Genomic DNA, 12411 nt, shown 5'->3' with positions numbered 1-12411 from the left:
GTGCGCCGCGGCGTACGCAAGGTCAGGGTGGTGAGTGTGGTGGCGTTCGAGGGCGACTGGGCGCGGGTCCATCACGCGTACGGGCGGGCGGGGGACGTCCCCGGGCAGCTGGCCGGGCTGGTCGCCGGCGATCCCGAGACGCGGCGGGCGGCGGTGTCGTTCCTGACCGGCAGCGTGTATCACCAGGGCACCCGGTGGCCCGCCAGCGCGCGGGTGGTCGGTCCGCTCGTGGCGCTGGTCGGCGCTCCCAAGACGCCCGACCGGGCCACCGTCCTGCACATCCTGCGCGCCGTGGCCCTCGGTGACGCGCGTGACGACGAACTGCCCTTCGATCCCGTACGGGCCTTCGCCGACGCGGAGCGGGTACGCCCGGCCGACGAGGCCGCGGTGCTGCGGGTGCTGTTCGAGGAGGACGACCCGGACGTCGACGGTGTGGCCGACATCGCCGACGCGGTGGCACTGCGCTGGGCCGCCGACGCCTACCGCGCGGCCCGGCGGCACACCGCCGCCTACCTGGACTGGCTGCGCGACCCCGACCCGGCCGTGGCGGCGCTCGCGGCGGGGCTGGTGGTCTGGTTCCCCGGCGTCCCGGGGGTCGGCGAGGCGCTCGCGGCGGTGGCGGGTGGTGCCGGCCCCGGCGGGCCGCGGGCCTCGGCGAATCTCGGACTGGCGCATCTGGACGGGCCCCTCGGGGAACGTGAACTCGGCGCCCTGACCAGGGGCTTGGGCTCCACCGACGAAGCCGTACGGGTCACCGCGGCCGTCGCCCTGGCCCGCCGCCTACCGGCCGCGCCGCCCGAGGCGGCCCTGACCGTACTCATCGACGCCGACGACCGGAACGTCCCCGGCGTCGTACCCGGCTGGGACCGCCCCCTAAGGGGCCACGTCTCGATCGCACTCCGACGACTCGGCCTGTGACCGGCGGCCGGTGACCCGGCAGCCTGCGCCCCGGCGGCCGGTGACCCGAGGGCGTGCGACCCGACCGCCTGCAACCCGACGGCCAGTGACCCGAGGGCGTGCGACCCGACGGCCTGCAACCCGACGGCCGGTGACCGGGCGGCCGGTGACCCGACGACCCGCGCCCCGACGGCCAGTGACCCGACGACCCGCGCCCCGACGGCCAGTGACCCGACCGCCTGCAACCCGACGGCCGGTGACCGGGCGGCCGGTGACCCGACCGCCAGTGACCCGACGACCTGCAACCCGACGGCCGGTGACCGGGCGGCCGGTGACCCGACCGCCAGTGACCCGACGACCTGCAACCCGACGGCCAGTGACCGGGCGGCCCGCGCCCCGGCCGCCGGTGGGCACCGCCCTGTCCGAACCCCGGTCGCCGCTGGCCCCCGGTCCCCTCCGCGCCGCAGCATGGGCGGCATGAGCGACACAAACAGCGACGCGAGCGCCAGGGGCACCACGAGCACCAGGGGAGCGAGGGGCACCAGTGGCGGAGAAAGCAGGGAGGGCGGCGAGGGCGGCGGCGTCGCCGGCGTGCGCGTCTCGCGCCGTGCCCAGGCCGTCGCCCCCTTCTACGCCATGGAGTTCGCCAAGCAGGCCGCCGCGCTGGCCGCCGAGGGCCGGGACGTCGTCCGGCTCAGCCTCGGCGAGCCGGACTTCGGCGCTCCCCCGGCCGTCGTGGAGGCGATGCGGGAGGTGATGGACGGGCGGCCGATGACATACACGGCGGCGCTCGGACTGCCCGCCCTGCGGGAGGCCATCGCCGGGTTCTACGGCGACCGGCACGGCGTCGAGGTCGATCCGGGCCGGGTCGTCGTCACGGCCGGTGCCTCGGCCGCGCTGGTGCTGGCCACCGCCGCGCTCGTCGACCCCGGTGACGAGGTGCTCATCGGCGACCCCTCCTACCCCTGCAACCGGCAGATCGTGGAGAGCTTCGGCGCCGACGTCACCCTCGTCCCCACCACCGCCGCGACCCGTTTCCAGCTGGACACGGCGGCGGTCCGGGCGCACTGGACGGACCGTACGCGCGGGCTCATGGTCGCCACCCCCTCCAACCCGACCGGCACCTCGGTCCCCGCCGCCGAGCTGGCCGCCCTCTGCGATCTCGCCCGCGAGCGCGACGCCTGGCGCCTGGTCGACGAGATCTACCTCGACCTCGGCGACCACGACGAGCGGGGCCGCCCGCCGCGCAGCGCGCTGTCGTACGACCCCGGGGCCGTGGTCGTCAACAGCTTCTCCAAGTACTTCGGGATGACCGGCTGGCGGCTCGGCTGGTGCGTCGTCCCCGAGCCCCTCGTACCGGCCCTGGAACGCCTCGCCCAGAACTACTTCCTCTGCGCCTCCGCCCCCGCCCAGCACGCGGCCCTCGCCTGTTTCACCCCCGAGTCACTCGCGGTCTGCGAGGCACGCCGGGTGGAGTTCGGCGAGCGGCGCGCGCTCGTGCTGGACGGGCTGGCGCGGATCGGGCTGCCGGTCCCGGTGCCGCCGGACGGGGCGTTCTACGTCTACTTCGACGTCGCCGGCACCGGCCTCACCTCCTGGCAGTTCTGCGAACGCGCGCTGCGGGAGGCCCAGGTCGCCCTCACCCCCGGCCGGGACTTCGGCAGCCACACCGCCGACACCCACGTCCGCCTCTCCTACGCGGCCTCGGCGGACGACCTGCGCGAGGGCATCGCCCGGCTGGGCAAGTTCCTGACCGCGCTGCGGGCAAGTTCCTGACCAGCCCGCGCCGAGCCGCGGCGTCCCGGCGCTTCAGGAGGACGCGACCCAGTACGTACGCGCGTTCGTGAACTCCCGGATGCCCGCGGCGGCCGGCTCACGGCCGTACCCGCTCCGCCTGGTGCCGCCGAAGGAAAGGCGCGGGTCGGAGGCGACGATCGCGTTGACGAAGGCGGCGCCGCTGGTGACGCGGCGGGCCAGGGCGACCCCCCGGCCGAGGTCGGCGGTCCAGACGCTCAGCCCGAGTCCGTACACGGTGGCGTCGGCGAGCCGTACGGCATCGTCGTCGTCGCGGACGACGGCGAGGGCGGCGAGCGGGCCGAAGGTCTCCTCGCCGAAGGCGGGCATTCCGGGGCCGGTGCCGGCGAGGACGGTCGGCCGGAAGAAGGCGCCGTAGCCCGGCAGCGGCCCGCCGCCCGGTTGCTTCCGGTGAGGGTGACGGCGGCGATCCGGTCGTCCTCGACGAGCCGGGCGGTCACATCGGGCACGTCCGCGTCGGCGATCACGAGGGCGGTCACCAGATGCTCGGGGAAGCCCGCCTCGCGGAGACGCGGAGCGGGCAGCGGGCCCGCCGCGCCGACCTGGCCGAACTCCTCGACCGGCCGCTCCTCGCCACGCTCGGTCTCGTCGACGCCGACGCCCTGCGCCACGCCTGCCTCGGCGTGCTCCCGCCCCGCCTCTCCCCCGTGACCCTCGAAGCGACCCTCGCCGTCGAGACCTGGCTCCGCGCGCAAACGGGCGGCACGGCGACCGCCCCGCCTCTCGGCAACGAGGCGGCGGCATGAGGCCGGTCGGAAGGAGCGACGGGAGCGGGCGTGGAAGCGGAAGTGGGCGTAGACGTGCGCATGGGCGTGGGCGTGCGCATGGGCGTGGGCGTGCGCATGGGCGTGGGCGTGCGCATGGGCGTGGGCGTGCGCATGGGCGTGGGCGTGCGCATGGGCGTGCGCATGGGCGTGGGCGTGCGCATGGGCGTGCGCATGGGCGTGGGCGTGCGCATGGGCGTGCGCATGGGCGTGCGCATGGGCGTGGGCGTGCGCATGGGCGTGGGCGTGCGCATGGGCGTGGGCGTGCGCATGGGCGTGGGCGTGCGCATGGGCGTGCGCATGGGCGTGCGCATGGGCGTGGGAGCGGCGTCGGTGGGACGGCTCTGGGGCGGCACGTCTCCGTGTCCGACGCGGTCCGGGTGCTGAGGGCGCGGTACGCGGTGTCCGAGGAACGGGCGGCGGCCGATGTCGCCGCGCCGACCGCCGAGTTGGCCGGGAACGGGCCGGTGGTGGCATGAGCGTCCCCTCCGCCGTTCAGCGACGCCGCCTGCCCCCGCACCGGCGGCCCCTCCCGCTGCTCGCCGTGGGCGCCGCCCATCTCATCGGCCGGCTCTCCCCGCAGCGCATCCGGCGCGTCCTGACCGCCTGCTCACGCGGCGGCCGGCCCGCCACGTACGCCGAGGCCGCCCGTGCCCGCGCCGAGATCGTCGCGGTCAGCGTGCGCTGCGCCGGGCAGGGCTGTCTGCCCCGGTCCATCGCCACCGCCCTGCTCTGCCGCGCCCGGGGCGCCTGGCCCACCTGGCGCACGGGGATGCGTACGGTCCCGACGGTCGCCCACGCGTGGGTGGAGGCGGAGGGGCGCCCGGTCGACGAGCTGCCGCTCACCCCGGGCATCCCCCCGATCATGACCATCGGGCCCTGGACACGCGTCTGACGGCCCCCGACGGGCGGGATGCCGTCGTCGGGGCGCGCCGACGCGTCTCGGGGTCGGCCCGCATATCTTGGCGCCCATGCAGTCCTACACGATCGGTCAGGCCGCCCGGCTGCTCGGGGTCAGCCCCGACACCGCGCGGCGATGGGCGGACGCGGGCCGGGTGGCGACGCGGCGCGACGAGAACGGGCGCCGGCTCATCGACGGGAAGGATCTCGCGGCCTTCTCGGTGGAGCTGGCCTCGGACACCTCCGACGAGGCCGACACGGCCCCCTACACATCGGCGCGCAACGCCTTCCCCGGCATCGTCACCGCCGTGAAGCTGGGCGACGTGGCGGCCCAGGTCGAGATCCAGGCGGGCCCGCACCGCCTGGTCTCCCTGCTCACCCGGGAGGCCGTGGAGGAACTGGGCCTGGAGGTCGGCATGGAGGCCACGGCCCGGGTCAAGTCCACGAACGTCCACATCGACCGCACATGAACACCCCCACACCCGACCTGTGACCACTCGACCACTCCCGCCCGTCAGGGGCCCCTGCCCCATGGGCACTCCCGACCGTCACCACTCGGAGGCGAGCGCCTCCGCCAAGCGGGAGGCGGCCACCGGATCCGGCAGCCTCCCCATCAGCCCCACCACCTGCCCGCCGGCGAACTCCCGCTGCGCGGCGGTCACTTCCGGATCGACCGCGCACTCGGCCTGCACCCGCACGTAGTTCAGCTCGGTCGCGAAGAGCATGGAGAACGACTCCACGCCCTCGACGACCCCGGGCCCGCCGGCGTCCACGTATCCCCGTACCAACCGCCGCGCGGAATCGGCGCGGAAGTCGTTGCCGCCGGCCCACACATGGACGGCTCGGGCGAGTTCCCGTCCCGCCGACACGGGCCCGGCGTTGTCCCAGTCGAGCAGGGCGGGCCCGGCCGGTCCCACGAGCACGTTCTGCGGTCGCATGTCGAGATGCGAGGTCACCACGTCCCCGCCGCCCCCGGACGGAGTGACGAACCCCGCCAACTCCACGGCCTCCGCGGCCGCGAACCGCTCCAACGCCGCCGCCCACGGCACCCCGGCCCGGCGGACCCGCTCGCACAGCTCCGCCCACTCCCCCGCCCCGGGACACCGCTCGTACCAGTCGTCCGGTGTCTCCGCGGTCCCCTCCCCGGCCCGGTGCAGCAGCGCGAGCGTCCGCCCGCACCAGTCGAGAAGCGCCGGATCGCCGGGATCCGCCTCGCTCCCCTCCACCCAGTCGTACAACTTCACATGCCCCCCGCCGATCGACTCCGGCAGCCGCGACACATACGCCCCGTCCCGGTCCGCGAAGAACCGGGGCGCCGAGATCCCCAACCCCTCCGCCGCGTCCCGCAACCCGGCCTCCCGCCCCACCTGCCCCTCGTCGCACCCGAACAACAACTCCTTGACCGCCCACACCCCACCGCCCCCCGACAGCCTCCAGACCTGCCCCAAGGCCCCCCGAGCAACAGGCACCATCTCCCACGCCCCACCGTCGAGCCCATACACATTCGCGATAAACCCGGCCCTGCTCCGCATGCGTTCACCCTCCGGTCGACCCACGGCAAGTAGTAACGGCATGTAATACGCGGGCACCGACGGACACAAACAGATTTGCGAACCAGCCTCACCTGGCCAGGGACACGCGCGGTGCCGCCAGGTCGAACCAGACCGCCTTGCCGTCGGGGTGGACGGGGCCGCCGCCGTCGGGGAGGGCGGCGGCGGTGCCCCAGCGGCCCTCGGTGAGGGCGTCCACGAGGTAGAGGCCTCGGCCGCCCTCCTCCCAGCCGCCCGGGGTCAGCTCCCTTATGACCGGCGGGTTCTCGTCACCGTCGTAAACGATCACTCTCACCCGCCAGGACTCCACCGCCAGCCAGAGAACCGATCCTCCACCCTTGGCGTGCACACAGGCGTTCGTGACCAGTTCGGACGTGCAGAGCGCCGCCGCGTCGACGAGGGTGTCCAGCCCGAGCGCGCGCAGGACACTGGTGACGAAGTCACGGGCGATGTGCGGGGAACTGTCCAGGGGCGGACAGAAGAGCGTGTACGTCGTCGCCGCGGGCGAGAGCCAGGGGGTGCCGCCCGGGATGGGGGCGGGGACTTGGGCGGGGCGGCTACCGGCGGTTTCGGTCATCGGTGATCAACTCCGTTGCGGCGAGAAGGGATTGCTCGGGTCCCTACCGCGTCGGTGGCTCCTCCTCGGATATCGACGGCGAAACGCGGGCGCAGGAGAGAGAGGAAGGGGGAAGAGGAGAGGGAGAGAGGGAGAGAGGGCGATCAAGGTGGGACGCAGGCGGCCGAACACCTTTGAGTAATCAAGCGTGCACTCTCCGTGAGCGCAGGAATGACCGTAGTCGGCGTGTTCGCGCCGCCGCAATGGGGTCGGGGGAAGTACTACGAAAGCACGTCGCCGGCGGCCCGGCAGCCCCGGCCCGACCCTCACCCTGAGTGGCCCGCGGCCCGGCCGGTCCGTCGTGTGATGATGGGCCGAAGGCGCCCGCGGGGAACGGGCGGCGTTCCCACGGGGCGCGGGGACGCACACGGATCAGAACGGGTACGGGGACGGAACTGCCATGACCAGTCGGCTGCTCATGTCGTACAACGCGCAGGTCAAACGGGCCGGTGCGCCTGCCAGTGAGCCGTCCTGCGTGGTCGGGTCCACGCGGGCCACGGCGATCCTGGACCACGACGACCCCCGGGTCGGGGCGGTCGCACGCCGGGCGCAGAGCGAGGCGACCCCGCGTGACGCGCTGCGCACCGCGCACCGGATCGTCGCGCGGAGCGTCCGCCCGGTGTACTCGGTCGAGGACGGCCGCCGGGTGTCGCTGACCCTTCGGCTGGGGCGCGGCTCGTGCAGCCAGCGGATGGCGGCACTGGAGGCGGTGGCGCGGGCCGTACGCGTACGGACGCGGGTGCGCGGGCTGCTCGTGGACGGGACGTACTGGTATCCGCGCTTCCCCCGGCTGAAGCCGTTCGTGCCGGAGCAGGTCCTGCTGGCCTGGCCGGAGTTCAGGATCAGCGAGGCATGGGTCCCGATCGGCGAACTCTTCGACACACCCGCGTCCACGTCCACGTCCACGTCCGCATTCACGCCCGCACCCGCCCCCACGTCGGCGTCCGCGCCCGCCTCCGGTCGTGGTGGTGACGGCTTCGTCAACAAGGGCGGCGAGACCCTCTTCGACGCGATCGCCCGTACCGGCGTCCGCTGGGACTCCTGCGGGACCGCTTCGGCCGCCGCCTGCGATCTCTCCGCCCAGGTCGTCGCCGACCTCGGCCACTTCGACGACCGCGACGACCTCTTCGCCCGCCGCGGCCAGACCCTCTGCCGCACGGCCCGCACCCTCACCGAACCGGTACTCGGCCGCTGGAGCGCGGGCGCGACCCGCTCGACCGCCTGACCGCCCGACCGCCCGACCCCCTTGGGGAGCCCCTGACCGGTCACACGGTCACAGAATGGCCACCCCTCTCACACTCCCCCCACATCGGGCCCCGCCGGGCACTACGGTCACTCCACCCGTAACACCCAGGGGGGACGAGATGACCAACCCGTACACCGGCCCGACGCCACCGCCACCACCCGTGCCCCGCCCGCCCGACACCCGCCCCCCGCACAAGCGGGTCCTCGTATGGATCGGCGGCGCGGGCCTGCTCATAGCCGGCTCGGTGATCGGTTCGGCCGGGAACGACGGGCAGGAGGCCGTCCAGACCACCGCCAAGCCCCGGACGACCGTCACCGCGACCGTGACGGCCACGCCCGAGCCCGGTCCGACCGTCACCGAGACCGTCGAGGCCGAGGCGAAGCCGCGCCCCACCGTCACGGTCACCAAGACCGCCACCGCGAAGTCGGCCGACAGCGCCGCCGACGGCCAGGACGACACCGGCACAGACGCAGGCACGGACACCGGCACCTGCTCGATCGTCTCCAACTCCGGCAACTGCTACTCGGCGGGACAGTTCTGCCGGAACAGCGACCACGGGGCCGTCACCACCACCGAGGACGGTACGGAGATCAAGTGCGCCTACAGTTCGAACGCCTGGCGCTGGACCTACGTCTGACCACCGCCCCTAGGGCCCTTCTGATGGATCTCCTAGCCCCGCCTACCCGTCCACCCCGCGCACCGTGAACCCGGTCACCAACCCCCCGCCCTCCCGCCGGAAGGCGAAGGGCGCCCCTCCGTGCGCGGCGGCCACAGCCCGGACGATCGACAGACCGAGCCCGGAGCCGGGCAGGCTGCGGGCGTCCGGGGCGCGATAGAAGCGGTCGAAGATACGTTCGAGGTCGCAGTCGGGGACGCCGGGCCCCCGGTCGAGGACCTCGACGCGGACCACGTCGGGGTCGTCACCGGGTTCGCCCGGCCGGGCGGACCCGCCGAAGTCGCCGGGATCCCCCAACTCTTCGTGCGCGCCCAGCCCTTCGAGTGCGCCCAGTTCGCCGAGGGCCCCCGCCGACCCGCGCGCCACGACGACCACGATCGCCCCCGACCCGCCGCGGTCGAACTTCGCCGCGTTCTCCACCAGGTTGGAGATGGCCCGCTGGAGCGCGCCCGCCCGCCCCTCGACGGTCGTGTCACCGGCCACCCGCACCACGACCTCCCGCCCGGTGCGCCGGCGCGCGGTCCCCGCGACCTCCTCCGCGAGGTCCGCCAACTGCACCCGCCGCACCGGCTCGGTGCTCGACTGCCCGGCCGCGAGATCCACCAACTCATTGACCAGGTCGGTCAGTTCGAGCGCCTCCTGGGAGAGGTCGTCGACGAGTTCCGCCCGCACCCGGGGCGGCAGCTCGTCGATGCGCCGGAGCAGGGAGATGTTCGTACGGAGGGAGGTGAGCGGGGTGCGCAGCTCGTGGCCCGCGTCCTGGACCAGCCGCCGCTGGTCCTCCTCCGACTGCGCGAGCCGGACCAGCATGCGGTCGAACGAACGGCCGAGCCGCCCCACCTCGTCCCGGCCCGCGACCGGCACCTGGATGCCGAGGTGCCCGGTCCGGGCCACGTCCTCCGCCGCCCCCGCCAACTGCACCAGCCGCCGTGTCTGCCGCCGGGCCAGCCACCAGCCGAACAGCCCGGCCGAGATCACGATCCCGGACACGAACAGCAGGGTCCGCTGCTGCAGTTCGCGCAGCAGATCCTCCGTGTCGCTGAACTCCTGCGCGACCTGCACCGCGCCCCGCCCGCCGCCGAGCGCCACGGTCACCACCCGGTAGCGGTCGCTGCCGACCTCGACCTCACCGTGCTCGACCGTCACCCCCGCCAGGGCCGCGTCGGCCGTACGCCGGTCCGCCTCGCGTACGGGCAGACCGGGGGCGCCCTTGTCGAGGATCTCCCCGTTGGGGCCGAGCACCTGGACGTCCGTACGGCCGGAGCGGATCAGGTCGTCGCGCGGGCCGCCGGTGTCGCCGGTCGCGAAGTCCTCCGGGGTCAGCGGGTCCTGCTCCACCAACTCCCGCAGATCACGCACGACCTCGGCGAACACGGTCTGCTCATCGACCCGCACCAGCCGCGCCGCCGCGCTGTAGCTGAGGATGCCGACAAGGACGGTGACGACACACGCCACCGCCACGAACGACACCGTGAAGGTCGCCCGCAGCGAGGGGACGGGCTTCAGCCGGGAGAGCCGGGACAGCAGCCGGGGCAGCAGCCGGGGCAGTGCCCGGACCGGGCGGGCCGGCGGCACGGCGCGCCGCCTCAGTCTTCCCGCAGCGCGTACCCGACGCCCCGCACGGTGTGGATCAGCGCGGGCGCCCCGGGCTCGTCGAGCTTGCGGCGCAGATAACCGACGTAGACGGCGAGGTTCTTGGAGCCCGGCCCGAAGTCGTAGCCCCAGATGCGGTCGTAGATCGTCGCGTGGTCGAGGACGATGCCCGCGTTGCGGACGAGCAGTTCGAGCAGGTCGAACTCGGTCCGGGTCAGCTCCAGTTCACGCGCGCCGCGCCATGCCCGCCGCGCCTGTGCGTCCATCCGCAGCCCGGCGGCCGTCAGCAGCCCACCGGCCTCCGGGGACGCGGCGCCGTTCGACGGCGGGGCGGCGGCCGACGACCGGGGCGGGGCGGTCGCGAACCCGTCCGCGCCGCCCGTGCGCCGCAGCAGCGCCCGCAGCCGCGCGAACACCTCCTCGACGTCGAACGGCTTGACGACGTAGTCGTCCGCGCCCGCGTCGAGACCGGCGATCCGGTCGGCGGTCTCCACGAGCGCGGTGAGCATCAGGATCGGCGTCCGGTCACCCTCCGCGCGCAGCACCCGGCAGACCTGGAGGCCGTCTATGCCGGGCATCATCACATCGAGTACGAGCACGTCGGGCCGGTGGCGATGGGCCTGGGCGAGCGCCTCGACGCCGTCGGCGACCGCCGTGACCTCGTACCCCTCCAGCGTCAGCGCGCGTTCCAGGGCATGGCGGATGGCACGGTCGTCCTCGGCGAGCAGCACGTTCTGGGGCACCCCACCAGTCTGCCAAGGTCACCGGCGCCCACCACCTCGTCAGAAGCACCGGGCGGCCCTTCTTACCGGCCTCTCACCCCGCCCGCGCGTCGGGCTTACCCCTCCGGAGCAGCGTGTCCGTGTGACACCCGCCCGCACGGGAACCCGGGCAGAGCGAGCAGATGGAGTACAAAGGGTCGCAACCATCCAAACCACCACCACCATGTACACCATCGGACAAGCAAGTCACCGCCAGACAACCGCGACCGCAATCAGACAACCGCGACCGCAACCGCATCGCTCACGCCGTCGGAAAGGCAGGGCCTTGAGCCGCCGCATGAAGATCGTGTTCCTGCTCCACAACGCGTACGCCATCGGCGGCACCGTGCGTACGACGCTGAACCTGGCGGCGGCGCTCGCGGACCACCACGACGTGGAGATCGCGTCGATGGCCCGCCACCTGGACGAACCCCGCTTCACGGTCGACCCCAGGGTCACGCTCGTCCCCCTCGTCGACATCCGCCCCTACAGCCCCGACCTGCGCGATCCGGCCCAGCTGAGCCCGGCCACGGACTTCCCGGCCGAGGACCGACGGCACCGCCAGTACAGCCGCCTCACCGACCTGAGGGTCCGCGCCTATCTGGCCCGCTGCGACGCGGACGTCGTCATCGGCACCCGCCCCGGCATCAACGTCTACGTCTCCCGCTTCGCCCCCCGCCGCGCCCTGCGCATCGCCCAGGAGCATCTGCGGCACGACGCCCACTCCAAACAGCTCCGCAAGGTCCTCGCCCGCCACTACCGCACCCTGGACGCGCTCGTCACGACCACGGCGGCGGACGCGGCGGTGTACCGCGCACGGATGAAACTGCCGGGCGTACGGGTGATGTCGGTGCCCAACATCGTCCCGCCGGCCGGGGTCGCCCCGTCGGACGGCACGGCCCCCGTCATCGCCGCCGCCGGCCGGCTCTCCCGGGGCAAACGCTTCGACCTCCTCCTGGAGGCGTTCGCGAAGGTCGCCGCGAAGGAACCGGAGTGGCAGCTGCGGATCTACGGCGGCGGCAAGCAGCACGACCGCCTGGAGACCCTGATCCAGGAGCTGCGCCTCACCGACCGGGCCCATCTGATGGGCCCGCACACCCCGATCGAGGAGGAGTTCGCGCGGGCCTCGATCGTCGTCAGCGCCTCGGAGGCCGAGTCCTTCGGCATGACCCTCGTCGAGGCCATGCGCTGCGGTGTCCCGGTGGTCAGCACCGACTGCCCGCTCGGCCCCGCCGAGATCATCACCGACGGCACCGACGGCCGCCTCGTCCCGGTCGACGACCCCGACGCCCTCGCCGAGGCCGTCCTCGACCTCACCGCCGACCCCGCCCTGCGCCGCGCGATGGGCCGCGCCGCCCTGGAGAGCGCCCGCCGCTACGACCCGGCCCCGATCATCGCCCGCTACGAACACCTCTTCGCCGACCTGCAAGAGACCAGGCTCCAGCGCACCTGGGAACGGGGATCGACACGGGCGAGGACCTGGCTGCGGCGAAGGGTGCGTTCATGGAAGAGGGCCACAGCAACTCCGGCAAGGGGCGCGGGGAACTGCGCGAGCAACCACAACCAGCCGGCAGCCTGACGACATCCGCACCC

At 74.0% G+C, this 12411-nt stretch carries 14 protein-coding genes; 9 read left to right on the top strand and 5 right to left on the bottom strand.

The genetic code is table 11. The annotated features are described in order from the left end of the window. Together F9278_RS29645 and F9278_RS29640 are read left to right on the top strand one after the other, a co-directional pair. Entirely contained in the window at window positions 1-918 is a 918-nt protein-coding gene (locus tag F9278_RS29645; protein WP_152171049.1) for a hypothetical protein, read from the top strand. 570 nt (window positions 919-1488) lie between these two features. Further along, the gene (locus F9278_RS29640; protein WP_152174207.1) at window positions 1489-2673 is read left to right on the top strand and encodes a pyridoxal phosphate-dependent aminotransferase; all 1185 of its coding nucleotides are present in this window, start codon (window positions 1489-1491) and stop codon (window positions 2671-2673) included. A 33-nt stretch (window positions 2674-2706) separates the two neighbouring features. Here the strand turns inward: F9278_RS29640 and F9278_RS47505 are convergent, their stop codons facing one another. After that, window positions 2707-3021 (bottom strand): aldehyde dehydrogenase family protein, encoded by a 315-nt coding sequence (locus F9278_RS47505; RefSeq protein WP_264300186.1) that lies wholly within the window; start codon window positions 3019-3021, stop codon window positions 2707-2709. A gap of 173 nt (window positions 3022-3194) precedes the next feature. On the opposite strand from F9278_RS47505, the gene F9278_RS47500 reads away from it, so the two are divergent. The 4 genes from F9278_RS47500 (at window position 3195) to F9278_RS29620 (ending at window position 4846) form a co-directional block, all read left to right on the top strand. Beyond that, window positions 3195-3458 (top strand): hypothetical protein, encoded by a 264-nt coding sequence (locus F9278_RS47500; RefSeq protein ID WP_226967407.1) that lies wholly within the window; start codon window positions 3195-3197, stop codon window positions 3456-3458. Between the two features lie 30 nt (window positions 3459-3488). After that, window positions 3489-3863 carry a hypothetical protein gene (locus F9278_RS29630; RefSeq protein ID WP_152171048.1) on the top strand — a complete coding sequence of 125 codons (375 nt, stop codon included), beginning with the start codon at window positions 3489-3491 and terminating at the stop codon, window positions 3861-3863. Between the two features lie 88 nt (window positions 3864-3951). Further along, a complete protein-coding gene (locus tag F9278_RS29625; protein ID WP_152171047.1) occupies window positions 3952-4371 on the top strand; it encodes a lasso peptide biosynthesis B2 protein in 420 nt (139 codons plus the stop codon). Window positions 4372-4447: 76 nt separating this feature from the next. Next, complete coding sequence (locus F9278_RS29620) at window positions 4448-4846, top strand: TOBE domain-containing protein (protein ID WP_152171046.1); 399 nt, start codon at window positions 4448-4450, stop codon at window positions 4844-4846. Between the two features lie 78 nt (window positions 4847-4924). Here F9278_RS29620 and F9278_RS29615 read toward each other — a convergent pair whose 3' ends face one another. Both F9278_RS29615 and F9278_RS29610 read right to left on the bottom strand, forming a co-directional pair. Next, window positions 4925-5908 (bottom strand): phosphotransferase, encoded by a 984-nt coding sequence (locus tag F9278_RS29615; protein WP_152171045.1) that lies wholly within the window; start codon window positions 5906-5908, stop codon window positions 4925-4927. Window positions 5909-5996: 88 nt separating this feature from the next. Then, window positions 5997-6503, bottom strand: coding sequence for an ATP-binding protein (locus F9278_RS29610; RefSeq protein ID WP_152171044.1), 507 nt, complete (start codon window positions 6501-6503; stop codon window positions 5997-5999). A 439-nt stretch (window positions 6504-6942) separates the two neighbouring features. Here F9278_RS29610 and F9278_RS29605 point away from each other — a divergent pair, with 439 nt between their 5' ends. After that, the gene (locus F9278_RS29605; RefSeq protein ID WP_152171043.1) at window positions 6943-7767 is read left to right on the top strand and encodes a transglutaminase domain-containing protein; all 825 of its coding nucleotides are present in this window, start codon (window positions 6943-6945) and stop codon (window positions 7765-7767) included. Window positions 7768-7906: 139 nt separating this feature from the next. Then, on the top strand, window positions 7907-8425 hold the full coding sequence (locus F9278_RS29600; protein WP_152171042.1) for a hypothetical protein: 519 nt from the start codon (window positions 7907-7909) through the stop codon (window positions 8423-8425). A 42-nt stretch (window positions 8426-8467) separates the two neighbouring features. Here the strand turns inward: F9278_RS29600 and F9278_RS29595 are convergent, their stop codons facing one another. Then, the gene (locus tag F9278_RS29595; RefSeq protein WP_193241697.1) at window positions 8468-10039 is read right to left on the bottom strand and encodes a sensor histidine kinase; all 1572 of its coding nucleotides are present in this window, start codon (window positions 10037-10039) and stop codon (window positions 8468-8470) included. An 11-nt stretch (window positions 10040-10050) separates the two neighbouring features. Beyond that, window positions 10051-10800, bottom strand: a complete 750-nt coding sequence (locus F9278_RS29590) for a response regulator transcription factor (protein WP_152171041.1) — start codon at window positions 10798-10800, stop codon at window positions 10051-10053. A 316-nt stretch (window positions 10801-11116) separates the two neighbouring features. Between F9278_RS29590 and F9278_RS29585 the strand changes: the two genes are divergently transcribed. Beyond that, complete coding sequence (locus F9278_RS29585; protein WP_152171040.1) at window positions 11117-12397, top strand: glycosyltransferase family 4 protein; 1281 nt, start codon at window positions 11117-11119, stop codon at window positions 12395-12397. Window positions 12398-12411: the final 14 nt, after the last annotated feature.

Source organism: Streptomyces phaeolivaceus (assembly GCF_009184865.1).
Classification (GTDB): domain Bacteria; phylum Actinomycetota; class Actinomycetes; order Streptomycetales; family Streptomycetaceae; genus Streptomyces; species Streptomyces phaeolivaceus.
This window is presented reverse-complemented; position numbering and strand designations above follow the sequence as displayed.